Source organism: Chitinilyticum litopenaei DSM 21440, from assembly GCF_000428145.1.
Taxonomy (GTDB): domain Bacteria; phylum Pseudomonadota; class Gammaproteobacteria; order Burkholderiales; family Chitinibacteraceae; genus Chitinilyticum; species Chitinilyticum litopenaei.
In genome coordinates this window covers 19,856-43,301 of record NZ_ATZJ01000005.1, presented here as the reverse complement: position 1 = coordinate 43,301, position 23,446 = coordinate 19,856, and the positions used below count along the sequence as shown (strand labels likewise).

The window sequence follows — 23,446 nt, the reverse complement described above, 5'->3', positions numbered from 1 at the left end:
GCTTGTTTCGCCCGCCCCCGATTGCCATGAGCCACGACCAACTGCTTGCCCAACTTGAGCAACTGAACCCCGAACAACTGCGCCGCGTGCTTGCCGAACACCTCACCGAGCGCAAGCTTGGCTTGCGCTGGGAAGCCAATCTGATCGAGCGCGATGCCGCGTTGAATGCCGATCTGGTTTACCCGCGCCTCGTGCCGGACAGCTCGCACAATCTGCCGCCGGATGGCGTTGTCAACAACCTGATCATCGAAGGCGACAACTTCGACGCGCTGCGCCTGTTGCGCGCCACGCATCGCGGGCAGGTGCGGGTGATCTACATTGACCCGCCGTACAACACCGGCAACAAGGACTGGGTGTACAACGACCACTACGTGGGCGCCAACGACAAATACCGTCACTCGCAATGGCTGGAATTCCTCTATCAGCGCCTGACGCTGGCGCGCGACCTGCTCACCAGCGACGGCGTGCTGCTGGTATCGATCAACGACGAAAACCGCGCGCGGCTGGAATTGCTGCTCGACGAGGTGATGCCGGGGCGCAGGGTGGGGAGCTTAGTATGGAAAAAGCGCCGAGCAAGTAATGCAGCAGGCTTGGATAACTTTTTCTCATGCGATCATGAGCATGTGCTTGTGTATGGCGGTGCCGGTTTCAAGTTTCTTGGCTCAGCTAAAAATTGGGACAAATATGATCAATGGGATGATGTTCAAAAAGACTGGTGGGCATCAACTCAATTGACTCTGGGTTTTACGAAAGAGCAGCGAAAGAACTTGTTCTATCCGTTGCACAATCCAGAAACAGATATTTGGTATCCTTGCAATCCTAATCGTGTATGGGCAAGAGCAACGGCGGCTCGATTGAATGGAAAGGAAGTACGAACGGAAACGATGGAAGAACTTGTTTCCAGAAATGGCGTGAATTTTCCCGAAGAAAAAAGCCCTGCGTATTATACAAAGATCGAAGATCTTCTTGCGGATGTCAGGGAAGGGAAGGCCCCTCCGCACCTTGGTGCTCAAGATGATCTGGAGTTTTGGTTGTTTAAAAAAATTGGTTTTTACAAGCCAAGATTTAAAACTTTCAAAAGCAAAGTTCAGTCAGATGCTCAACCTTTATCAAGCTGGATTGCTGAATTAGGTAAAGATGGCAGTGACGATATTTTTAGTATTGCCAGTGGCCAGACAAGTGAAGGCTCAAAGAATCTGAAAGAAATTGGGATTGGAGGTGAGTTTTCTTACCCCAAACCCCTCTCGCTGATCAAAAACCTGCTGCAGCAGGCTACCCGACCCGGCGACATCGTGCTGGATTTCTTTGCCGGCTCCGGCACCACCGGGCAGGCGGTGCTGGAATTGAATGCCGAGGACGACGGCGGGCGGCGCTTCATCCTGTGCTCCAGCACCGAAGCCACCGCCAAAGAGCCGCAAAAAAACCTCTGTCGCGAGGTGTGCGCCGAGCGTATCCGCCGCGTGATGCAGGGCTATGGTGGCAAGCCGGGGCTGGGCGGCAGTTTTGCCTACCTGCAGCTGGACAAGATCGAAGCGGCCGATGTGCTGTTCGACGCCACGCCGGAACACGCCGCACAATTGCTGAGTCTGCAGCACAATCGGGCCGCCTTTGCGGGTATATCGCTGCAGCCAAACAAGGGTAATGGCTCCGGGCTGATACCCATTGCGTTTGACGGCCAGGCCGCAGTATTGCTGCTGCCCGACCCGGATGAGGCTGCGCTGGCGGCACTGCTGGCTTTGCCGGCGGCGCGACTGGTGGTGTATTCGCCGCGCCCGGAAACGGTGCGCCAGCTCTGCGAAGACGCCGGCCGCCCGGTGGTGAGCTACAGCCTGCATGATGCCTTGCTGCGCGGCCAGCAAAGCAAGGGGAGAGCAGCATGAACGCCCCCAATCTGAATCTGGCTGTGACCACGGCGCAGGGCGATGTGCTGGCGCCGGAAGGCTTTCAGGCCACGCTGATTGCCAATATCGGCGCGGCCTTGCAGCGCGACAATCACCCGCCTTGCCTGCTGCATGCGCCCACCGGCTCGGGCAAGACCTTCATGCTGACGCGCGTGCTGGCTGAAGTTTGCGCCGAGCGCGAGATGGTCTGGCTGTGGTTTGTGCCCTTTGTGAATCTGGTGGCGCAGACGCTGGACGCGATCAAGAGCAATGCCAATGACCTGACGCCACTGCTGCTGGCGCATGGCCGCAATCAGGACGGCCAGGCCGGGCAGGTGCTGATTGCCACCGCGCAAAGCGTGGCGAAGGCAACCGCGCGCACCAAGGGCTACGACGCGGACGGCGACGATGAGGTGCGCTCAGTCGCGCAGTGGGTCATGCGCGCCCGCGCTCACGGTTTGCAACTGGGGCTGGTGGTCGATGAGGCGCATATTGCGCTCGACAAGGGGACCGAGTTCGGCAAGTTTGCCCAGTGGCTCAAGCCGGAATATCTGCTGATGGCGACCGCCACGCCCAGGGATGCGCGGCTGTCCGAGTTTCTGGCCGCCTCGGGGCGCGGGGCGTTCGAGAGTTTCAGCGTCAGCCGCAGTGATGTGGTCAGCGCGCGGCTGAACAAGCAATACATCGAAGCGGTGGTGTACGACCTGCAGCATGGTTTGCAGTCGGTGACTGACCTGAAGCAGACCGTGTTGCGCCAGGCCTGGGCGCGCAATCAGTGGCTCAAAGTCGAGTTGGCAAAAGCAGGCATTCCGCTTACGCCGCTGTTATTGGTACAGGTCGCCAACGGCGACAAAACGGTGGATGAGGCCGAGCGCGAGCTGATCGAGTTGTGCAAGGTGCCGCCTGCGGCGATTGGCAAGCATTCGGCGGATGCGCCTGATCCGGTGCTGATGGCGGCCATTGCCTCTGATCTGAGCAAGGAAGTGCTGATCTTCAAGCAGTCGGCTGGCACCGGTTTCGACGCGCCGCGCGCCTTCGTGCTGGCTTCGACCAAGGCGGTGAACGATGCCGACTTTGCCATGCAGTTCATCGGGCGGGTGATGCGCGTGGCCGGGCCGATTCGACAGCGCTTTGCCGCGGTGGATGACATTCCGCCGCACTTCAATACGGCCTATGTGTATCTGGCGAATGCCGAGGCGCAGCAGGGCTTTGCTGCTGCGGTGGCTGTTGCCGGTCAGGTGAAAAGCCAGCTGGAAGGGCAGACCGAGAAGCTGGTCGAGCGGCAGACGAAATCCGGCGCGTCGGTGTTTACCAATACCCCGACGCCGCAATTTCCGCTGACTTACGACATGGCGCCCGTTTTCATGGGTGATGGTATTCCGCAAGACAATGAGCCGCAGGGCGCATACACCCTGCCCACCAGCGGGCCGCAGCCCGATCTGTTTGCGGATATGCCAACCATCGAACTGGATACGGTAGTGATGCCTGCCAATACGCCTGCCGTGCCAAACGCCGCCAGCTTGCCGCAAAACCAGACGACGCTGGTGGCGTGGCTGGCGGAGCAGGGGATCCGGGTTTACCCGCGTCGCTGCGATGTGCGCAATCTGCCCGCAGCACTCAAGCGCGAGCGCCGTCCAGCCTTGCTGGCGATGAGCGAGTTGTCCCGACTGGCCGCCCGCGATTTGCCACTGGACGAAAAACTGCTGGGCACCGCGCTGAAAGCGGCCATGAATCGCTTGCAGGCGAAGGAGAAGCGCACCGAGCTGACCAGTAATGAACAGCACGCGAGCAATGTCGATGTTGTGACGGATCGTGTGGCGCTGGCCCGCGAAGCGCGGCGCAAGTTGCTGGAGTTGTTGCCGCAGACCGAGGAGGCCGATGTCGCCATCATTCTGCAAGAGCTGGCATTGCGCGCCTTGCCGGCGATTGACGTGATGCTGGTCGCTGAAGGTCTTGTGCTGGTCGAGCAGGAAAAGCAGAAAGTCGTGCGCGATGTGGCGTGCTGGATTGCGCGCAGTGAAACGGATGGCCTGCGAGAGCGGCTGCACGGGCTGGTCAGTCAGCAGGCCCAGCTGGAAGATGCCGGTCGCCTGCCGGATTTCATGCTGTTTCCGCTAGCGCTGCCGCTGGTGGCGTCTGAGCGCAATATTTATGGAGTCTTGCCGCCAGATGCGGACGAGTTGGCCAAGGTTGAACAGACTTTGCTGCCCGAGGCACGCAAGTTGTTGCGTGAACAGGAATGGACAGTGGATGACGGCGTCTGCATCACTGGCAAGTACGATCAAAGTCTGTCGCTCAACGGCGATGAACTGGATTTTGCGCAAGCACTGGATCGTGCCGAGTTTGTCGAGTGGTGGCATCGTAATCCGCCCGGCGAAGGCAAACGCTATGCCGTGCGGGTGGTGCGCGCCGAGCACAAGCATTTCTTCTACCCGGATTTCATCGTTTGCCTTGCGCATGATCCGGGCGACGAGCCGCTGATCCGCTTGGTGGAAACCAAGGAAAGCCTGAAAGACAGTGAGCGCAAGTCGCGCCGCACGCCGCTTTGGTACGGCAAGGTGTTGTTCCTGAGCCGGGACGGCGCAAAGGTGAAATGGGTCAGGGAGGATGGCACGCTGGGTGATGCGGTTGATCTGGCCGATTTGCAGGAAATGCGCGAGTGGTTGCGCGCCAGCCGTCCCGAAAACCAGTCATTGAATGTGTGAGCGCATGCAGATGATCAATCCAAATCAGCCCAATCTTGTTGCTCTGGATGACAGCGACCCGCGCCCGCTGCCTCCCGAAGAGCCGCCGCTGGAAGCCTGTTGCGGCAGCGGCTGCAATCCCTGCATCTTCGATACCTACGCTGAAGAACTGCAGCAATACCGTCGCGATCTGCTGGCCTGGCAGCAGCGCCATCCCGCCAAGCCCGCCAAAGAGGAATCCGCATCGTGAATCGTCTTCGTCATTCTCTTCGCCATTCTCTTGCCCTGGGGGTGTTGACCCTGCTTGCGCCAGCCGCGCTGGCGGCCGGCTTGCCGGCCAGCGTGCAGCAGGCGCTGAAAGCATCCGGCCTGCCGGCTGAGGCCCTGCATGTGTCCCTGCTGCCGCTCGATGGCGGCAGGCCTGCCCACATCCGGGCCGACGAAGCGGTGAGCCCCGCTTCGACGATGAAGCTGGTCACGACCTGGGCCGGGCTGAATCTGCTGGGCCCGGCCTGGCAATGGCAAACCGACATACTGGCCGAGCAGAAGCCCGTGAATGGCGTGCTCGACGGTGAGCTGTATCTGCGCGGCAGCGGCGACCCGAAGCTGACCATCGAGCGCATGTGGCTGCTGGTGCGCGAATTGCGCGCCGCAGGCGTGGATGACATTCGCGGGCGGCTGGTGCTGGATGGCAGCGTGTTCGGTCCGCTGGCGCTGCCGCAGGACTATGAAGACGATGGCGATACGGAGCGTGCCTTTCTGGTGCAGCCCGATGCGCTGTTGAGCAATTTCCGCACGCTGCGCATCACCATCGACTCCACCGGCGAGCGCGTGCAGATCCAGACCGAACCACCGCTCAACCAGGTGCGGGTGAGCAACGATCTGGCGCTGGGTGAGGCAGGAGATTGCGCGAACTGGAGCAAGCGCATCCAGCAGCGTGCCGGCCAGGTGACCGGCGTGCACTGGCTGGTGCAGTTCGTCGGAGAAATGCCGCGCGGCTGCCGGGCGGTGCGTTATGTGCCGGCCTTGACCCCCCGCGATTACACGGCGGCGCTGTTCTGGTACCTGTGGTACGCCGAGGGTGGCAAGGGGTCTGGTCACAGCCTCAAGCCGGAAGGCCGTGCCGTGCCCGAGGCCGCGCAAATCCTGGCGTCCACCCGTTCGCCCGATGTGACGGCCATCGTGCGCGACATCAACAAGTTCAGTAACAACGTGATGGCCCGTCAGCTGTTCCTTACCCTTGGCAGTCACCAGGCCGGCGGCTCCGCCACCGGCACCCCCACCGATATCGCCGCCCAGGAAGCGGTGCGCGGCTGGCTGACCAGCGAGGGGCTGGACTGGCCCGAGCTGGTGATTGAAAACGGTTCCGGCCTCTCGCGCCGGGAGCGCATCAGCACCCGCCATCTGGCCGACCTGCTGCGGCAGGCCTGGCGCAGCCCGCTGGCCGCCGAGTTTGTGTCCTCGCTGCCTCTGGTCGGGCTGGATGGCACGATGAAAAAACGCCTCACCCAGCCCGGCGAGGCAGGTCTCGCGCACCTGAAAACCGGCTCGTTGCGCGATGTGCGCGCGATTGCCGGTTATGTCCGCGATGACAAGGGCAAGAACTGGGCGCTGGTAGGCATCATCAACCACGCCGAAGCCCCCCGTGGCGTGCCTGTGCTTGATGCGCTGACGCGCAGCGTGTTGCGCGGCGAATGGCGCTGAGCATCGCCCTGGTCCGTGCCAATCGCGGCGGCCAGTTTGCGCGCATGCCGTCGGGGGGCAGGGATGCCTGTAGTTGATGGGTTGCAGGTATATGGCTGCAGCCAATGCATATAAAGGGCTGTGGCGATATACCTTATTGGTTTTCCTGATTATGCCTCTCTTTCAGAACCCCTTTTCATCATGCCCGCGAAGGCGGGCATCCAGAGAACGCTTGATTTCACACCGTCATCTGGATTCCCGCGTACGCGGGAATGACGATTCTGAAGCAGAGACATCATCAGGTTGGTTTTTCCTGATTGCTTGGTCAGCCCGGCAACGCGTCATGCCGGCGTCCCACGGGGATTCCCGCGGTCAAAGCCGGTATCCAGAGCATCGCTCGAACAGGCATTGCACATGGATTCCCGCTTTCGCGGGAATGACGAATTGTTCTTTGCTGAGGTAGCTGGCTAATCAGCTCATCTGATCAGTTTGGCGTGCCGCCACGCGCCGGGCACTGATTCCGGCGCAGGCCGGGCCGCATGGCCGCCATCGTCAGGCGGCCCGGGCGCTTCAGCGATATTGCGGCAGCTTGCCGGCTTCGAAGCGGAATTCGCGATCCCGTACCTTGACCAGCAGCGCACTGCCATCGCGCTGTACCACCGGCTTGCTGCCTTCCTGGCAGCCAATGTCGATCAGTACCAGGCTTTCAAAGCTCGTGCCTGGCGTGGCCACCGACCAGACGGCGTGATGGGTCGGCGTCCAGTTGCTGGTGGACGGATTGACCGCATACTGGTCGGTTTGCGCCAGCCGGGCCAGTGGCGAGCCCGCCAGCTGCTGCATGCAGAGTTTGGCCTGGCCGCGCTGCACCGCAATCATGCCCTGTGGTCCGCCCGCCGCACTGGCGGCTTCCAGCGTGTGGAAATTCCATTCCCAGCTCACGGGTCTGGTGGCGCTGGCATCGTCATGCACCAGCAGCAGATTGTCCTTCAGATATACCAGCGTGCGCAGGGCGCGCTGGATGGTGGCCGGATCATAGGCGCGCGTGGCGTCTCCCGTCGTGATGGTGAAGTCGCCTGCATCATGAAACACACGAATGCGCCCGGTCGCTCCGTAAGCCCGTGTCGCCAGCTGGCCAATGCCGCCATCATAGGTCAGCGCATTGCTGGCCCTGGTCTGGCGCGCCCAGCCCAGTGCATGCGGGGAGTGGTAATAATCGTAAACCCCGGTGCTGATCAGCAGGGCATTGCCCTGTCCGCCGACCGTGAAGGCATTCTGGTTGGCATGGCTGTGGTTGTAGGCGCCATAGGGGCTGGAGCGGAAATGGATGGTGGTGCGCGCGGGATCTTCGAGCCGGCTGTGCATCGTCACCTGGCCGACCGATTCAAACAGCGCGGACGTGGCCCGCTCCGCCGGGCCTGCCAGCCCCTTGGCGTCGGAGATGACCGGCGAAGTCAGATAGGCGTGCGAGCGCCAGCCGGTGGCCGGCGGCAGCTGTGTGGAATACCAGGCCAGATCCTGCGTGGGGTTGCGGCTGTACATGATCCGCGCATAGTTCCCCGGCGTTTTGCCCTCCGGAATCACGCCATCGCCAAAGGGCGCCGGAATATTGCCCGGCAGGATGGAGAGCATGTGCCAGCGCATGTAATTGCGCTGCTGCATCAGGCGGTAGGGATCGACCTGGGCTGCCTGCTTGAGCGCATCAAGCAGCGGGAAGGCATTGTCGGGTTGCCACATGCCATAGGCGCCGCTATTGCCCCAGCCGCCATCGCTGCCGCCCCAGGGGCTGCCAAAGGCATACATCAGTGGCACATAGCGGGCAAAGGTCGCTTCATCGAAGAGCGCCTGCCCGGCACTGCCATCGCCGGCCATCACGGCGGCCACGGCGCCCATGGCCAGCAGCCCGGGCACATTGTGGGAATCCATCGGGTGGCGCTCGATCTGCCGGAATTTGCCGATCAGCACCTTTTCCATATTGCTGTGGCGGGTGCGGATGTTCTGCACGATGGCCGCGCGCTCGGCCGGGCTCAGCGCATCGTGCAGCTGATCGTAGCCAAGCATCAGCGCCAGCATGGTCCAGCGCGCGCCGGAGTCGGTATCCGCGACATAGGCATCCAGCCCCAGTCCCGGCCAGGAGGCCAGATTCAGCAGTCTATCCTTCAGGTCCTTGAAGGCGAGCTGCGCCAGCTCCTGCTCTTCGGGCTTGGCGGAGTGGCGGTAGACACGCCAGACCAGCGCCGCATTGGACATGTAGCGGTGTTCGCGCACCGGCACGGCCTGCGAATTGAGGATGTAGGCCTGGCGCGGCGGCACGCCATTGACCGGTTCGGTGCCGAGTACCGGCATCGCGGGCAGGTTGTAGTCCACCAGTACCGCATTGTTCCTGTCGCGCACGATGATGCGATTGGCCTGGTTTTTCACGTCACTGATCAGCGAACGGAACATGGCCGCGCGCTCGCCGGTGGTCAGCACGGGGCGCAGGGCTTCGATGTCCGCTTCCGGCAGCAGGCGCGGGTGCGCCGTTTCGCTGACATGCCGGTACCAGCTGCTGTCGCTGGCAAACCAGGCCAGCTGCTCCTGATCGACCAGCGGCATGGCCGTCGCGCTGATGGTGAAGTTGCGCCAGCCACTGACGAGATCCTTGCCCTGATTGGGCTTCACATCCAGACCCTTGCCCGTGACCCGCCAGGCGTACGTGCCCGGCGCATACAGCTTGCGTGGCAGATACCAGTTGTAGGGGCTGCTGACCGTTTCGATCTGGCCGTCCGGATGACGGATTTCGAGAATGAACTCCGTGCTTTGATATTCCCTGGTTGGCGCGGGCAGCGGCCAGGTGAAGGTCGGCGGATTTTGCTCGAGCAGCAGGCCATGTTCCGGGCGTACCGGCATGACCGGTACCGACATGGGCTGGCTGGGTACCGGCGACAGGACGGCGGTGGGGTATTGGCGACTGTCTTTCAGAATGCTCATCCAGTCGCTGATTTTCTCCCGCGCGTCGGCATCTTCCAGCTGGCGGAAAGGCAGCGGCGTGGCCGTGCTCACGGGCGTCGGCGGCGGTGTCAGCACGGGTGGCAGGCTGGGGGAGGGGGTGGCCGTCACGATGGCGCTGGGCCTTGGCGAAGGGCTGGGCGTAGCGGATGGCGTTGTGCTCGGGGTTGGGGCAGAGGTCGGCTTGCGGATCGGGTCGACCACGGTCAGCGGATACCACAGGGACGGGGTCAGCTGCGGCTGCCAGTTGCTTCCGGCAAAGGCGGTGTGCGCGACCCGGGCGGCATAGATGATGCCGGCGTGCCTGACCCGCTCGCTCTGGGCATACGTGCGTCCTTCGCTCCAGTTGGTGATGGTGCTGACCGGTGTGGCGCTCGTGACGGGTCTGCTGCCTGCCTGCTGCGGCAAGGGCTGCCAGAGCGTGGCCGATTGCTGCGGATTCCAGTTGCTGCCGGAGTAGGCGGTGTGCGCAACCAGCGCCACATAGCCTTGCTCCTGATAAATCACCTGCTCGCCGCGTGCATAACTGATGCCTTCCCGCCATGGCTGCGGGGCCGGCTGGCTTGCGAAACTGCTGCTTGCGTAAACGGCGAGGAGCAAGGCCTGGCTTGCGATTGATTGCTTCAGCATGGGAATCCACCGGCGGCGTTGAGGGGCGCAGCCATTCTAGTGGATGAAAATCAGACGCATCCAGCGTTTTTTGATGGCATCAAGTAAATACTGGGAAAGCAATGTTGTGAAATAAAAACAAATACCCCATGAGTTTGTAAGATTTTGCCGCTGCGGCCAGCGAGCTCACGGCCGCTCGCCAAACACCAGCCCCTGCGCCAGCGGCAGCGCCGTGCCGGCATTGATGGTATTGGTGGCGCGGCGCATGTAGTTCTTCCACGCATCCGAGCCGCTCTCGCGTCCGCCGCCGGTGAGCTTTTCACCGCCGAACGCGCCGCCGATTTCGGCGCCCGAGGTGCCGGTGTTGACATTCGCCAGCCCGCAATCGGAGCCGGCCGGGCCGATAAAGCGGCCGGTTTCGCGCAGATCGTTGCTGAACAGCGCCGACGACAGACCCTGGCTGACGGCATTGTTGAGCGCGATCGCCGCGCTGAAATCGCGGTAGCGCAGCACATACAGGATGGGGGCAAAGGTTTCGCGCATCACGATGGCGGTCTGCGCGGGCATGACGACGATGGCCGGGCGCACATAGGCGCCGTTGCTTGCCCCGACCGGCAGTTGTTCATCGCCGGTGAGCAGCTCGCCGCCATCGCGGATCGCCTCGGCCAGCGCCGCCTGCATGCGCGTGCGCGCCGACGCGCTGATCAGCGGGCCGACCAGCACGCCGGGCTGGCGCGGGTCGCCGATGGGCAGGCTGCGGTAGGCATTTACCAGCCCGGCCAGCAGCGCCGGCGCGATGTCCTCGTGCACGATCAGCCGGCGCAGGGTGGTGCAGCGCTGCCCGCAGGTGCCGGCGGCGGCAAAGACGATGGCGCGCGTCGCCAGCGCCAGGTCGGCGCTGGGCGTGACAATTGCCGCATTGTTGCCGCCCAGCTCCAGCAGCGTGCGCGCCAGCCGCCGCGCTGCCCCCTGCGCCACCGCCAGCCCCATCGCGCAGGAGCCGGTGGCCGAAATCAGTGCAACGCGCGGGTCGGCCACCAGCTGGCCGCCGGTGGCGGCGTCGCCGTTCACCAGCTGGCACAGCCCGGCGGGCGCCTGGCATTCCTGCAGCGCTTCGCTGACCAGCGCCTGCACGGCCAGCGCGCACAAGGGGGTTTGTTCCGACGGCTTCCAGATCACCGCATTGCCGCACACCAGGGCGAGCATGGCGTTCCAGGCCCAGACGGCGACGGGGAAGTTGAAGGCGGTGATCACCGCGACGACGCCCAGCGGCTGCCATTGTTCGAGCAGCAGGTGCTCGGCGCGCTCGCTGGCGATGGTCAGCCCGTGCAGCTGGCGCGACAGGCCGACGGCGAAGTCGCACATGTCCAGCCATTCCTGCACCTCGCCCTCGGCCTCGCCGAGTATCTTGCCGCTTTCCAGCGTGATCAGCGTGGCCAGGGCCGCGCGGCGCGCGCGCAGCTTGCCGGCGATGCAGGCAATCAATTGTCCGCGCTGTGGGGCGGGTATCAGTCGCCAGCTCAAGTAGGCATTGTGTGCGGAGTTTATCCCTAGGTGGGTATGTGAAAGAGTGGCATGGCCGAGCCAGCCCAGCGCGCTGCCGTCGATCGGTGTGGCCAGTGGATGGCGCACGTCGGCGTCGTAATGCGCCCGGCCATCGAGCACGGCGGCGGGCCAGCAATCCTGCTGGCGCCAGCGGGCAATGCCGCAGGCCTGGAACAGGGTTTCGGACATGGGCGGTACTCCTTGTGTGGTTCGGATTGGCAACATTGCTCAGCGTGCGCGAAACCCCATTCACCACAGAGGCACGGAGGAGCACAGAGGAAGAAAACCCCGAGAAATACATCAGATTTCCTCCGGCTTTTCTCAGTGATCTTTGTGTCGCTGTGGTTGTCGGGTTTTGCTGAAAAATCTGGCAAATCAGCTTTGGTTTTGGCTGAAGCCTTGTGTGATCAGGTGTTAGCTTGTCTAAACCGGGATTTCCGCCGCCAGACGCGGCACGTCGTAGTGCTGGCCGAAGCGGTTGCCGAGAAAATCGGCGAGGCGGACATCCTCCTGGCGCACGAAGCCGGTGTCCGGCAAGAGGCCGGCGACGTGCAGGTCGATGATCGCGGCGACGCTGGCGGCGGTGGTCAGCTGGATCGCGCTCCACGGCTGGCCGTGGTAGCTGCCGTGGTAGATCTTGCGCGCGTCGCTGATCTGGCGGAACTGGCCGTCGAGCTGGCCGGACACGGACACGACGACCAGCACCAGATCCTGCAGCGTGATCGGCACCGCTTCCTCGAGGATTTTCTTCAGCGTTTGCCGGTGCGCACGGTCGCGCCCCAGGCGCAGGCCGTTGACCAGAAAATCGATCAGCTCGCGGTGGCCGGGGTAGCGTACGGTCTTGTAATCCATGTCCTCTACCCGCCCGGCCAGCGTTTCGCACAGCGTGCCCAGCCCGCCGGAGGTGTTGAAGGCCTCGTATTCCAGCCCGTCCAGCGCGAAATGCTCCAGCCCTTCCAGCGCGTGCACGGTAGTCAGCCTGCCGTGGCGGATGGCCTCGCAGGCGTTGCAGTATTCATTGATCAGCCCGTCGGTCGACCAGGTCAGGTTGTACTTGATGCGGTTGTCCGGGTATTGCGGCAGGGCGCCGACGCGCATCTTGATGGTGTCGAGCGTGCTGAAGCGCCGCGCAATGTCGGCAGCCAGAATGCCGATGAAGCCCGGCGCCAGCCCGCATTGCGGCATGAAGATCTGGCCGGCCCGGCTGCCGGCAGCCAGTCTGCGTATCGCCTGCGTGGTGGCGACATCTTCGGTCAGGTCGAAATAGCTGATGCCGGCGGCGAGCGCGGTGCGCGCGATGCGCGTGTTGACGTCGAAGCTGGCGGCGGAAATCACCGCGTGCTGGCCCTGCATGGCTTCCGCGAGGCTGACCGGATCGCGCACATTGAGCACGCGCGTCTGCACCTCGCAATGCTCATTGAGCCGCATCAGCGCCTCGGCGTCGCGGTCGGCGACCGTCACCGCATAGTCGCCGCAATCGGCCAGCAGGCGGGCCAGGCTGGCGCCGATCTTGCCGGCGCCGATCACGAGCAGCGGCGTCATGTCGGCCTCCGGTCGGTCGATTCGAAAATTCGGTTGGCGCTGGCGGCGACAAAGCCCTGATACAGCTTGCCGTCCTGATCGGGGTAGCGCCGGGCGAATTCGTAGTAGCAGGTCGGCACCATCAGCGTCACGCCGTCGGCGAAGCGGTAATCCTGGCGGTCGGCCAGCGTGCTGGCCTGTTCCAGCAGTTCGGCGGGCGTGCCCTTGATCGTGCCGCCGGCGGTGTTCAGCGCAAAGCCGGCGGTCGCAACGCGCTCGCACACCGCTTCCAGCGTCAGGGGCGGGTTCAGGCGGTGCACGGCGATGGTGAAGTGATTGGCCGTCATGCCGTGCACCGCCAGCCAGGCGGCGTATTCGCTGGCGCTGGCCAGCAGTTCGTATTCGCTGCTGCTGATCGCCGGCCACAGGGGGCCGGCATGCAAGACCTGCGGATCGCTCGCCGCGTTGTCGGCGATGGTGGCGATCAAGGGCCGCAATATCGCCTGGCAGGCCGCAGGCAAGGCAGAAACGTCGAGTTCGGAGAGGAACACCAGCGGTGCGTCGGGATCGGCGTCGCAGACATAACCCCAGGCGGCGAGGTGCTTGTCGGGAAAGGCGTAGGGCGCGTGCCGGCGGTAGCCCAGCGCGGCCAGCAGCGGCTCAAGCCTTGCCAGACTGACGGGCGAATCGGCGAAGGTCCTGAACGCGACGTGGTCGTTGATGACCGCGTCGCCGCCGAACAGTGCACGGATGACCGGGGACTGCGGCGTCAGCGCGGCGTAGTGCTGCCAGAGTTGCCGGAAAAAGCGTGTGCGATCCATCGTGCACCTCTGCGAATGATCAGCGTTCTCCCTGTCTGCACCGTAGCGCCTGGCCGACCATGTCGCCAGTGTGGCGCGCCGGGCGGCTCCGCTGGCGACATGGTCGGCTGCGCATGCTGGTCACACCGGGCATCTGATTGCATGCCTGGCAAGGTATAAGGTTGTAGCTCAATCTGTTGATTGGCTGTACGTGTATACCCATGCTGTTGACCGTCTGTTTGCTGCCCGCCGGTCGCCGTGCTCGCTGTGGACGGCGCTCTGCAGTAAAATGCGCCGCTTCCTTTCCCTCGCTCCCAGGAATTGCCCGGCATGGACAAGATTCTGATTCTGGACTTCGGCTCCCAGGTCTCCCAGCTCATCGCGCGTCGCGTGCGCGAAGCCCACGTGTATTGCGAACTGCATCCCTTCGACATGTCGCTGGACGACATCAGGGCTTTCAATCCCAAGGGCATCATCCTGTCCGGCGGCCCGAATTCGGTCTACGAATCCGACTACCAGGCTGATCGTGCGCTGTTCGAGCTGGGCATTCCGGTGCTGGGGATCTGTTACGGCATGCAGTTCATGGCGCAGACGCTGGGCGGCAAGGTGGAAAGCGGCGACAAGCGCGAGTTTGGTTACGCCGAAATCAAGGCGCGCCACCATTCCAAGCTGTTCGAAGGCCTGCAGGATCGCATCGACGATGCCGGCAACGGTTTCCTTGATGTCTGGATGAGCCATGGCGACAAGGTCACCGCCTTGCCGGATGGCTTCAAGGTGATCGCCGAAACCCCGTCCTGCCCGATTGCGGCGATGGCCGATGAGGCGCGCCACTTCTACGCGGTACAGTTCCATCCGGAAGTCACCCATACCAAGCGTGGCAGCGAAATGCTGCACCGCTTCGTGCTGCACGTCTGCGACGCCACGCCATCGTGGACCATGCCCAACTACATCGACGAAGCGATCAGGAAGATTCGCGAGCAGGTGGGCGACGAAGAAGTGATTCTCGGCCTCTCCGGCGGCGTCGATTCCTCGGTAGCCGCCGCGTTGATCCACCGCGCCATTGGCGACCAGCTGACCTGCGTATTCGTCGATCACGGCCTCTTGCGCCTGAATGAAGGCGATATGGTCATGGACATGTTCGCGCGCAATATGGGCGTGAAGGTGATCCGCGTCGACGCCACCGAGCAGTTCATGGGCAAGCTGGCCGGCGTCACCGACCCGGAGAGAAAGCGCAAGATCATCGGCGGCGAGTTCGTCGAAGTCTTCCAGCAGGAATCCGCCAAGCTGACCACCGCCAAGTGGCTGGCGCAGGGCACCATCTACCCGGACGTGATCGAATCGGCCGGCGCCAAGACCGGCAAGGCGCATGCGATCAAGAGCCACCACAACGTCGGCGGCCTGCCGGACGACATGAACCTCAAGCTGCTGGAGCCGCTGCGCGAACTCTTCAAGGATGAAGTCCGCCAATTGGGCGTGGCGCTCGGCCTGCCGCACGAAATGGTCTATCGTCATCCGTTCCCGGGTCCGGGCCTCGGTGTGCGCATTCTGGGCGAAGTGAAGATGGAATACGCCGACCTGCTGCGTCGCGCCGATGCCATTTTCATCGAAGAGCTGCGCAACACCGTGGACGAAAAGACCGGCAAGAGCTGGTACGACCTGACTAGCCAGGCCTTCGCGGTTTTCCTGCCGGTGAAGTCCGTCGGCGTGATGGGCGATGGCCGCACCTACGACTATGTGGTGGCGCTGCGCGCGGTGGTGACCAGCGACTTCATGACGGCCCACTGGGCTGAATTGCCCTATTCGCTGCTGGGCCGGGTGTCCAACCGCATCATCAATGAGGTTCGTGGCCTGAATCGTGTCGTGTACGACGTTTCCGGCAAGCCGCCGGCGACCATCGAGTGGGAGTGATTCCCGCCCAGCAAAAAGCCAGCGTGATGCTGGCTTTTTGCTGTACGCCGTTCAGCAGCACACGGTGTTGCTGTGCGACAATCATGCGCAATTCGCAACGGAACGGGTCATGACGCAAGGACACAAACAGGGGCGCTTCATTTCGGTGGAGGGCGTCGACGGCGCGGGCAAAAGCACGCATCTGGCGTGGCTGGCCGAGCATCTGCGCGCACAGGGTATCCCGCTGCTGCTGACGCGCGAGCCGGGCGGTACAAAGGTAGGGGAGTATCTGCGTGAACTCCTTTTGCGCGAAGGGATGCAGCTCGATACTGAGGCGTTGCTGATGTTTGCTGCACGCAGTGAGCACCTGGCCAGCGTCATTCGCCCGGCGCTGGCGCGGGGCGAATGGGTGCTGTGCGACCGCTTTTCCGATGCCACCTATGCCTACCAGGGCGGCGGGCGCGGCCTGGCTCTGGAGCGCTTTGCCGCGCTGGAAAACTGGGTGCAGGGCGAAGGGGCTGCACGCATCGAACCGGAGCTGACCCTGCTGTTCGACGTGCCGCTGGAAGTCAGCCAGGCGCGCATGGCGAACGGCCGCGTGCTGGATCGCTTCGAGCGCGAGGCGCTGGATTTCCATGCGCGCGTGCGTGCGGCCTATCTCGAGCGCGCCGCCGCCGCGCCAGCGCGCATTCGTGTCATCGATGCCAACCGGCCGCTGGAGGTGATCCAGGCCGAGCTGGCCGGCCTGCTGGCCGGTTTGGGCTGGATCGGGCGGACAGCAGCATGAGCGCGCTTTATCCCTGGCAAAGTCATGACTGGCAAACGCTGCTGCGCGACCGCGCGCGCCTGCCGCATGCGCTGCTCTTGACCGGCCCGGCCGGCATCGGCAAGCAGCGTTTCGCTGAGCGGCTGGCGCAGTTGCTGCTGTGCGAGGCGCCGCAGCAGAACGAACCCTGCGGCGAGTGCGAAGGCTGCCGCTGGTTTCTCGCCGGCAACCACCCGGATTATCGCCTGCTGACGCCGGCCGAGGCCGAAGAGGACGAAGACGGCAAAACCCGCCGCAAGCAGCCGGTGATTCCGGTCGATGCGATCCGCGAGCTGGAGGACTTCGTCAATCTGACCTCCCACCGCCGGGGCCTGCGCGTGACCATAGTCACGCCGGCCGAGGCGATGAACGTGGCCGCCGCCAATGCCTTTCTGAAAACGCTGGAAGAGCCGCCCTCGGGCGCGGTATTCATCCTGGTCGCGCATCACTGGCGGCGCCTGCTGCCGACGATACGCAGCCGCTGCCGGCAGTTTCCGCTGGCCATGCCCGATGCGCGTGCAGCCAGCGCATGGCTCGAAGGGCAGGGCGTGGTGAATCCGCAGTTGCATCTGGCGCACACCGGCGGCGCACCGCTGGCGGCGCTCGAGGATGCGGGCGCCAGCTGGCTGGCGCAGCGCACGGAGCTGCTCGGCCACCTGGCCAATCCGGCCGCGCTCGATGTGATCGGCGTCGCGCAGACGCTGGACAAGCAGAAGCTTGACGCCGCACTGGTGATCGATTGGTTGCAGAAATGGGGGCACGACATAGTCAGCTTGGGGCTGAGTGGCAAAGTTCGCTATTATCCGGACTGGCGTGACGACCTGCAGCGCCTGTCGGTGCGGGCTACTGCCTTGCTGGACTGGCAGAAAACCTTGCTGGACGCGCGCAAACTGGCGCATCATCCGCTGAATGCCAGACTGGTTTACGAATCCCTGCTGTTCGCCTATCTGGACGGATTGCGCGGCAAGGGCGGCAAGAGGTCGGGATGACTTCCTTGCCGGTTTGGCCGCAACAGAGGTGACAGGCCCGGATGGGGCCTGTGGTGCTGAGAGAAAAAATCTATGAGTGAACCCACCCGTCAGCCGGTGACCCGGCCCGGTGTCCTGTCGCTGAACATCAAGGAAAAGGCCGCGCTGTACGCGTCCTACATGCCCTTTGTGAAAGGCGGCGGCATCTTCATTCCGACCAACAAGAGCTACAACCTTGGCGACGAGGTCTTCATGCTGCTCTCGCTGCTGGATGATCCGGCCAAGATCGCCGTTTCCGGCCATGTGGTGTGGATTACCCCGCAGGGCGCGCACAACAATCACCAGCAGGGTATCGGCGTGCAGTTCTCCAACAACGAAGCGGGCGGCCAGGCGCGGGTGAAGATTGAAAACCTGCTTGGCGGTTATCTCAACTCCGGCCGCACGACGCACACGATGTAGGCTGGCTTGCGCCAGTTTTGCTACAGGCCGCCCGGTGCGGCCTTTTTCTTGCTTGGATAAACATGTTTGTTGATTCGCATTGCCATCTGAATTTTGACGAGCTGGTGAAAGACCTGCCGCAGCAGCTGGCCGACATGCAGGCCGCGCAGGTCAGCCACGCGCTGTGCGTGGCGGTGAACCTGCCCGAATACCCGTCGGTGCTGGCGCTGGCCGAAGCCCACGCCAATCTGTTCGCCTCCGTCGGCGTGCATCCCGATTATGAAGATACCCCCGAGCCTTCGGTCGAACTGCTGGTGCGCGAGGCCGCACACCCCAGGGTCATCGCCATTGGCGAAACCGGACTCGATTACTACCGGCTGGAAGGGCGCAGCATTGCCGACATGGAGTGGCAGCGCGAGCGTTTTCGCACGCACATCCGCGCCGCGCGCGAAACTGGCCTGCCGCTGATCATCCACACGCGCTCGGCCAGCGAGGACACACTGGCCATCATGCGCGAGGAAAGGGCGGTGGAGACCGGCGGCGTCATGCACTGCTTCACCGAGAGCGCCGCCGTGGCCGATGCGGCGATGGCCGAGGGCTTCTACATTTCCTTCTCGGGCATCGTTACCTTCAAGAAGGCGACCGAGCTGCAGGACGTCGCGCGCCATGTGCCGCTGGAGCGCATGCTGATCGAGACCGACAGCCCCTATCTGGCGCCGGTGCCGCATCGCGGCAAGCTCAACCGCCCGGCCTGGGTGCGCCATGTCGGCGAATTCATCGCCGAGCTGAAGGGCGTCAGCGTAGAGGAGGTGGCCGAAGTGACGACGGCGAATTTCTTCCGCCTGTTCGCCAAGGCAAGGGCGGCCTGAGATGGCAGCCGCCCTGTCCGTCGAGGTGCTGCTGCTGGGTGTGGGCTCGAGCGGCGGCACACCTGCGCTTGGCTGCACCTGCCCGACCTGCACGTCCACTGATCCGCGCAATGTGCGCACGCGCGCCTCGGCCGTGCTGCGCGCGGGCGGCAAGATCTTCCTGATCGATACCGGCCCGGACTTGCGCCAGCAGGCGCTGCGGGAAAAGCTGCTGCACGTCGATGCCGTGCTCTACACGCACCCGCACGCGGATCACATCAACGGCATCGACGATCTGCGCGCCTTTTGCTGGCTGCAGAAAGCGGCCTTGCCGGTGTACGGCAACCGGCTGATGCTGACGCACATTCGCGAGCGCTTTCCCTACACCATCCTGCCGCCGAACGCTTACTGGGACAAGCCGGTACTGACGCTGCACGAGGTGCATGAGGCTGCGCTGACTATTGCCGGCGTAACGGTGCAGCCGATATCGCTGACGCATGGCAAGTGGCCGATTCTGGGGTGGCGCGTGGGGGATGTCGCCTACCTCACCGATGTCTCCGCCATTCCGGATGGCAGTCTTGCGCTGCTGCAGGGGCTGGACGTGCTGATGCTGGATTGCCTGCGCGATACGCCGCATCCGACCCATCTGAGTGTGGCCGAGTCTCTGGACTGGGCTGCGCGCATCGGTGCGCGGCGTACCGTGCTCATTCATATGACGCACGAGCTTGAATATCATGCCCTGTCGGCGCGACTGCCGGCGGGGGTGGTGCCTGCTTATGATGGCATGCGCCTTTTTTCTGAGGGTATTGCCCGGTAGCTCATGCTGGCTGTGGTTTGCATGTCAATACATTGGAAGGGTATTGAACGATCAGATTTTCGGCCGACACCAGGCACCAGGCAAAGCCCGGCGCAAATCCCTCTGAAGCATCAAGGACGTATTTTTGTTTTCATGCATTTTTCCCGGCTTTGCCGAGAAAAACGGGCCGCAGGCGGTTTTTCAACAGCCTGTTTGATGGAGTAATCGTGACGCGTTCCACCCCGGTGTTGATTCTGCTGTGGCTGGCCATTCTGGGTGGCGGCTACTGGTTTTTTGGCGATTTCCTCACCGAGCGCCAGGCTCCTGCCACAACCGTGTCAGGCGCCGGCGAATTGCAAATCCCGCGCGCCGCCGATGGTCATTATCGCGTGCGCGGTCAGGTGGGCGGGCAGGTGCTGCCGTTTTTGCTCGATACCGGCGCCACTACGGTAACGCTGGATCAGGCCATGGCCGAGCGCCTTGGCTTGCCGCGCGGTGCGCGGGTGCGCAGCCAGACCGCCAACGGTGTGGTCGAGGGTTATGAAACCGTGCTGCCTCAGCTTGATGTGCCACCGTTTACCCTGCAGCAAGTGCGTGCGGTGGTGGTGCCGCAGCTGGGCGCCGAAGCCTTGCTGGGCATGAATGTGCTGAACCGCTTTGATGTACTGCTGCGCGATGGCACGATGATTCTGCGCCCGCGTTCCTGAGTCGGCTTGCTGACGCATCAATCGCGTGCGGCTGAGGCCGTTTTGCCAACAACCAAGAGGGAAGGCTGGATGAATGGGATGAAAGAAGCTTTGAATGTGCTGGGCGAGCCGCTTGAGCCCTGCAGCATGTCGCCCTTGACGGGCTATCTGCGTGATGGCTGTTGTCGCAGTCTGGCCGATGATCCGGGCCAGCATACGGTATGCGTTGAGTTGAGCGATGCGTTTCTGGCTTTTTCCCGCAGCCGAGGCAACGATCTGAGTACGCCGCGTCCCGAGTTTGGTTTTCCGGGGCTGCGCGCCGGCCAGCGCTGGTGCCTGTGCGCCTTGCGCTGGGTTGAGGCGCTGCAGGCTGGCGTGGCGCCGCCCCTGTATCTGGCAGCGACCGATGAGCAGCTGCTGAATCTGGTTTCACTGGAGACGCTCGTGGCACATGCGCTGGACTGGCCACAGTCGCGCGAGTAGTGCATGTGCAGCCGATTGCGATAGGCTTTTGGCTTGTTCTGCAGCAGCTTGGCCCGAATAAAGACGAGACTGGCTTCTGTACCGAAACGGCTAGAAGGGGCGCGTCGGTCTGGCGCGGAGAAGGCATCCGGAAACGTAACACTCTTCCTTGCCGCTCTTGTGTTTCCTCGAGCAAGGGGCGTAAAAAAACCGGCTTGCGCCGGTTGTTTTCATGCCAGCCTGAGCTGGCGTCCCCACGGGGATTCGAACCCCGGTTATCGCCGTGAAAGGGCGGTGTCCTAGGCCTCTAGACGATGGGGACCTGGAGCTGGCTGGCGCACCCGGAGCGATTCGAACGCCCGACCCTCTGGTTCGTAGCCAGATACTCTATCCAACTGAGCTACGGGTGCGCTGCCTTTTCGATTTCCGGCGTTGCCGCCAGCAATCGAGAGGCCGGACTATACGGTGTTTCATTCCCGCCTGCAAGCTTTTTATCGTGCCGCTAGAAAATCGGCAGACTCGCCACGCCTGCATGGACTGGCTTTTACCTTCTTGCCGGATGTTTTGTCACCAATGCTCGCAAGTACCCGCACTTGCTTGAGCTTGGTTTCGGGCCGCGGCAAGCTGGCGCGGCTGCGTAAACAGCAATCAAGCATCAACAGTGGCTAACGGTATTTGCGGATCAATCCCGTCATCACGCCAAAGATTTCCAGGCTTTGCTCGGCGCGGATGGGCTGGTAGTCGCGATTGTGCGGCAGCAGCACATAGCCCTGCTTGTCGCGACCGAGTTCCTTGAGGGTGTATTCGTTGTCGACAATTGCCAGTACGAAATCGCCCAGATTGGCGGCATGCCGTTTTTCGATGACCGCAATGTCGCCGTCGAAAATTCCGGCGTCCATCATCGAGTCGCCCTTGATGCGCACCAGCAGCGAGGTGGAAGGGCGGGGGATCAGGAATTCGTCAACCGACAGCGAGTCGCTCATTGCGTCGTTGGCGGCCGCAGGCAGGCCTGCCGGCACATTGAAATCGGCGATTTCACGCTCGAAGAAGCGCTTGGTTGGCGCCAGGCGCTTGTCCGGGCTCATTTCGACAAAGCCGGCCAGCGTCAGGCGCTTGACGAGCGCGGAGACGGCGGATTTTGACGCCATGCCGAGCAGCTCGCCGATAACGGCGTAGGAGGGCAGGCTGCGGTAGCTGGCAAAATAGTCCTGCAGCTTGGCTAGGTATTCGTGGTCGCGGTTCGGGTTGCCCATGGCGAAGTCCGGCTGGCTAGAAGGTTGCAAGGGATGCTTGAACAGTGTTTCGGCTGCACCATGTCCGTTGGCCAATCAGGCTTGCCGCGCCAGGCCAGCGCTGCGGGCAAGGCAGTGGCTGAACGTCGGTTGCTGAATGGCCAGCCGGCGTCAGTGACTGGGCCGCCGCAGTTTGCCGGCAGGCCAGTGATTTGCAGAACGACCGTTCGCCGTTTAGCGTAGTGAACGTCCGTTCGCTTGTCAATCCATCCTTGCCGGCAGTGAAGCCTGGCGCCAAATCGGGCATAGTGCCATGCAGGCGCACCCCTTACTGCGCACCGGAGTGAATCATGCCAATCAGGACTGCCCTGCTGGGCTTTGGCTACGCTGGCCGTACCTTTCATTTGCCCTTGTTGCAGGCTTGTCCTGCACTGGCGGTCGACACCATTCTCAGCAGCAGGCACGACGAGCTTGCCGCAGTCTGCCCACAGGCACGGGTTGTGAGTACGCTGGAGGCGGTGCTGGCCGATCCCGGGCTGGAACTGGTTGTCATCGCCACCCCCAATCATCTGCATGCACCGATGGCCGAAGCCGCACTCAGGGCCGGCAAGCACGTGGTGATCGACAAGCCCTTTGCCGTGACGCTGGCCGAAGCACGGGCGCTGGCCCAACTGGCCGAATCGGCCGGCCGGCTGCTGTCGGTGTTCCAGAACCGGCGCTGGGATGCCGATTTTCTTGGCTTGCAGGCGTTGCTGCATAGCGGCCAGCTCGGCAAGATTGTGCAGTTTGATAGCCAGTTCAACCGTTTTCGTCCGCAAGTGCAGGCGCGCTGGCGCGAAGGCGATGGTCCCGGGGCCGGGCTCTGGCATGACCTCGGGCCGCACCTGATTGATCAGGCACTCTGCCTCTTTGGCGTGCCTGCCGCCGTCAGTGCCGACATTCGTACCTGCCGCTCGGGCGGCTTGAGTCCGGACTGGGCGCATGTCGAGCTGCACTATCCCGACCTGGCGGTCTTGCTGCATGCGTCCATGCTGGTCAGTGGTGGTGTGCCGCGCTTTGCCGTGCATGGCACGCGTGGCAGCTGGATCAAGTACGGGCTGGACGAGCAGGAGGCCCAGCTGAAGGCCGGCCTGCGGCCCGGGGTGGCGGAGTGGGGTATTGACCCAAACCCTAATCAGCTCTTTGCGGATGGCGTGATGCGGGAGGGGGGTATTGATCTGCCTGCCGGTGATTATCCGGCCTATTACGCAGCGGTGGCTGCGGCGATCCGCCAGCAGGGCGTCAATCCGGTCAGTGCGCTGGAAGGCGTTGCGGTGATGGCGATTCTGGAGGCGGCACTGGCGAGTGCGCAAACAGGGCTGCGCGTGTGCCCCGAGCTGCATGCTGATGAGCTGGACCGTCTGTCCGCCCTGCGGCAGGGATAGTTGCCGCTGTTCTTGCCATGGTGCCGGCCGGCAAGATTTCGGTTTCATGTTTGCCGGACGCGTGCTTATAATGCGCGAGTGTCATCCTCCAGTCTGATGACCCGCGCGCGTCCTGCGCGTGACGAAAAATCGATTCCCTTTGATTGATTCGCGCTGCCGCAGACTGGTGCCGTCTCCCGACGGTGGCTGGCAG

At 63.1% G+C, this 23,446-nt stretch carries 18 protein-coding genes and 2 tRNA genes; 13 read left to right on the top strand and 7 right to left on the bottom strand.

Features of this window, described 5'->3' with window-relative positions:
• Positions 1–26: 26 nt before the first annotated feature.
• From C515_RS0103240 to dacB, 4 genes are read left to right on the top strand one after another with little or no spacing between them, the layout of a single operon-like run.
• Positions 27–1,880, top strand: a complete 1,854-nt coding sequence (locus C515_RS0103240; protein WP_043647917.1) for a site-specific DNA-methyltransferase — start codon at positions 27–29, stop codon at positions 1,878–1,880.
• Complete coding sequence (locus C515_RS0103235; RefSeq protein WP_028454357.1) at positions 1,877–4,585, top strand: DEAD/DEAH box helicase; 2,709 nt, start codon at positions 1,877–1,879, stop codon at positions 4,583–4,585. Before C515_RS0103240 ends, C515_RS0103235 begins: the two co-directional genes overlap by 4 nt.
• A 4-nt stretch (positions 4,586–4,589) precedes the next feature.
• On the top strand, positions 4,590–4,814 hold the full coding sequence (locus C515_RS0103230) for an oxidoreductase-like domain-containing protein (RefSeq protein ID WP_245574977.1): 225 nt from the start codon (positions 4,590–4,592) through the stop codon (positions 4,812–4,814).
• On the top strand, positions 4,811–6,268 hold the full coding sequence (gene dacB, locus C515_RS0103225) for a D-alanyl-D-alanine carboxypeptidase/D-alanyl-D-alanine endopeptidase (RefSeq protein ID WP_028454355.1): 1,458 nt from the start codon (positions 4,811–4,813) through the stop codon (positions 6,266–6,268). Before C515_RS0103230 ends, dacB begins: the two co-directional genes overlap by 4 nt.
• Positions 6,269–6,817: 549 nt before the next feature.
• Here the strand turns inward: dacB and C515_RS19315 are convergent.
• The 4 genes from C515_RS19315 to C515_RS0103205 all read right to left on the bottom strand — a co-directional run bounded on the left by C515_RS19315 (position 6,818) and on the right by C515_RS0103205 (position 13,728).
• Positions 6,818–9,862, bottom strand: coding sequence for a carbohydrate-binding protein (locus C515_RS19315; RefSeq protein ID WP_051304580.1), 3,045 nt, complete (start codon positions 9,860–9,862; stop codon positions 6,818–6,820).
• Between the two features lie 165 nt (positions 9,863–10,027).
• Complete coding sequence (locus tag C515_RS19310) at positions 10,028–11,575, bottom strand: aldehyde dehydrogenase family protein (protein WP_051304579.1); 1,548 nt, start codon at positions 11,573–11,575, stop codon at positions 10,028–10,030.
• 234 nt (positions 11,576–11,809) lie between these two features.
• Positions 11,810–12,928 carry a saccharopine dehydrogenase family protein gene (locus C515_RS0103210; protein ID WP_028454354.1) on the bottom strand — a complete coding sequence of 373 codons (1,119 nt, stop codon included), beginning with the start codon at positions 12,926–12,928 and terminating at the stop codon, positions 11,810–11,812.
• Complete coding sequence (locus C515_RS0103205) at positions 12,925–13,728, bottom strand: DUF1338 domain-containing protein (RefSeq protein ID WP_028454353.1); 804 nt, start codon at positions 13,726–13,728, stop codon at positions 12,925–12,927. The genes C515_RS0103210 and C515_RS0103205 overlap by 4 nt, the downstream gene beginning before the upstream one ends.
• 309 nt (positions 13,729–14,037) lie before the next feature.
• Between C515_RS0103205 and guaA the strand changes: the two genes are divergently transcribed.
• The 8 genes from guaA (at position 14,038) to C515_RS0103165 (ending at position 20,618) form a co-directional block, all read left to right on the top strand.
• Complete coding sequence (gene guaA / locus C515_RS0103200) at positions 14,038–15,615, top strand: glutamine-hydrolyzing GMP synthase (protein WP_028454352.1); 1,578 nt, start codon at positions 14,038–14,040, stop codon at positions 15,613–15,615.
• Positions 15,616–15,724: 109 nt separating this feature from the next.
• Positions 15,725–16,381: a dTMP kinase gene (gene tmk, locus C515_RS0103195; RefSeq protein ID WP_028454351.1), complete on the top strand. Its 657-nt coding sequence runs from the start codon at positions 15,725–15,727 to the stop codon at positions 16,379–16,381.
• Positions 16,378–17,388, top strand: coding sequence for a DNA polymerase III subunit delta' (gene holB, locus C515_RS19305; protein ID WP_051304578.1), 1,011 nt, complete (start codon positions 16,378–16,380; stop codon positions 17,386–17,388). Before tmk ends, holB begins: the two co-directional genes overlap by 4 nt.
• A gap of 72 nt (positions 17,389–17,460) precedes the next feature.
• The gene (locus C515_RS0103185; RefSeq protein WP_028454350.1) at positions 17,461–17,826 is read left to right on the top strand and encodes a PilZ domain-containing protein; all 366 of its coding nucleotides are present in this window, start codon (positions 17,461–17,463) and stop codon (positions 17,824–17,826) included.
• A 62-nt stretch (positions 17,827–17,888) separates the two neighbouring features.
• On the top strand, positions 17,889–18,674 hold the full coding sequence (locus C515_RS0103180; RefSeq protein ID WP_028454349.1) for a TatD family hydrolase: 786 nt from the start codon (positions 17,889–17,891) through the stop codon (positions 18,672–18,674).
• 1 nt (position 18,675) lies between these two features.
• Entirely contained in the window at positions 18,676–19,470 is a 795-nt protein-coding gene (locus C515_RS0103175) for an MBL fold metallo-hydrolase (protein ID WP_043647912.1), read from the top strand.
• Positions 19,471–19,676: 206 nt separating this feature from the next.
• Entirely contained in the window at positions 19,677–20,156 is a 480-nt protein-coding gene (locus C515_RS0103170; protein ID WP_051304577.1) for a retropepsin-like aspartic protease family protein, read from the top strand.
• 78 nt (positions 20,157–20,234) lie between these two features.
• Positions 20,235–20,618: a DUF2237 family protein gene (locus tag C515_RS0103165; RefSeq protein WP_028454346.1), complete on the top strand. Its 384-nt coding sequence runs from the start codon at positions 20,235–20,237 to the stop codon at positions 20,616–20,618.
• 225 nt (positions 20,619–20,843) lie between these two features.
• On the opposite strand, the gene C515_RS0103160 is transcribed toward C515_RS0103165, so the two are convergent.
• The 3 genes from C515_RS0103160 to C515_RS0103150 form a co-directional block, all read right to left on the bottom strand.
• Positions 20,844–20,919 (bottom strand) — tRNA-Glu (locus C515_RS0103160).
• An 11-nt stretch (positions 20,920–20,930) separates the two neighbouring features.
• A tRNA-Arg gene (locus C515_RS0103155) sits at positions 20,931–21,007 on the bottom strand.
• A 255-nt stretch (positions 21,008–21,262) separates the two neighbouring features.
• Positions 21,263–21,850: a LexA family protein gene (locus C515_RS0103150; RefSeq protein ID WP_028454345.1), complete on the bottom strand. Its 588-nt coding sequence runs from the start codon at positions 21,848–21,850 to the stop codon at positions 21,263–21,265.
• 329 nt (positions 21,851–22,179) lie between these two features.
• Here C515_RS0103150 and C515_RS0103145 point away from each other — a divergent pair, with 329 nt between their 5' ends.
• Complete coding sequence (locus tag C515_RS0103145) at positions 22,180–23,253, top strand: oxidoreductase (protein WP_028454344.1); 1,074 nt, start codon at positions 22,180–22,182, stop codon at positions 23,251–23,253.
• Positions 23,254–23,446 lie beyond the last annotated feature (193 nt).

Bases quoted from the DNA above. Each gene is read 5' to 3' on its own strand.
- C515_RS0103240 (WP_043647917.1), top strand. From the start codon at position 27: ATGAGCCACGACCAACTGCTTGCCCAACTTGAGCAACTGAACCCCGAA.
- C515_RS0103235 (WP_028454357.1), top strand. From the start codon at position 1,877: ATGAACGCCCCCAATCTGAATCTGGCTGTGACCACGGCGCAGGGCGAT.
- C515_RS0103230 (WP_245574977.1), top strand. From the start codon at position 4,590: ATGCAGATGATCAATCCAAATCAGCCCAATCTTGTTGCTCTGGATGAC.
- C515_RS19315 (WP_051304580.1), bottom strand. From the start codon at position 9,862: ATGCTGAAGCAATCAATCGCAAGCCAGGCCTTGCTCCTCGCCGTTTAC.
- C515_RS19310 (WP_051304579.1), bottom strand. From the start codon at position 11,575: ATGTCCGAAACCCTGTTCCAGGCCTGCGGCATTGCCCGCTGGCGCCAG.
- C515_RS0103210 (WP_028454354.1), bottom strand. From the start codon at position 12,928: ATGACGCCGCTGCTCGTGATCGGCGCCGGCAAGATCGGCGCCAGCCTG.
- C515_RS0103205 (WP_028454353.1), bottom strand. From the start codon at position 13,728: ATGGATCGCACACGCTTTTTCCGGCAACTCTGGCAGCACTACGCCGCG.
- guaA (WP_028454352.1), top strand. From the start codon at position 14,038: ATGGACAAGATTCTGATTCTGGACTTCGGCTCCCAGGTCTCCCAGCTC.
- tmk (WP_028454351.1), top strand. From the start codon at position 15,725: ATGACGCAAGGACACAAACAGGGGCGCTTCATTTCGGTGGAGGGCGTC.
- holB (WP_051304578.1), top strand. From the start codon at position 16,378: ATGAGCGCGCTTTATCCCTGGCAAAGTCATGACTGGCAAACGCTGCTG.
- C515_RS0103185 (WP_028454350.1), top strand. From the start codon at position 17,461: ATGAGTGAACCCACCCGTCAGCCGGTGACCCGGCCCGGTGTCCTGTCG.
- C515_RS0103180 (WP_028454349.1), top strand. From the start codon at position 17,889: ATGTTTGTTGATTCGCATTGCCATCTGAATTTTGACGAGCTGGTGAAA.
- C515_RS0103175 (WP_043647912.1), top strand. From the start codon at position 18,676: ATGGCAGCCGCCCTGTCCGTCGAGGTGCTGCTGCTGGGTGTGGGCTCG.
- C515_RS0103165 (WP_028454346.1), top strand. From the start codon at position 20,235: ATGAAAGAAGCTTTGAATGTGCTGGGCGAGCCGCTTGAGCCCTGCAGC.
- C515_RS0103150 (WP_028454345.1), bottom strand. From the start codon at position 21,850: ATGGGCAACCCGAACCGCGACCACGAATACCTAGCCAAGCTGCAGGAC.
- C515_RS0103145 (WP_028454344.1), top strand. From the start codon at position 22,180: ATGCCAATCAGGACTGCCCTGCTGGGCTTTGGCTACGCTGGCCGTACC.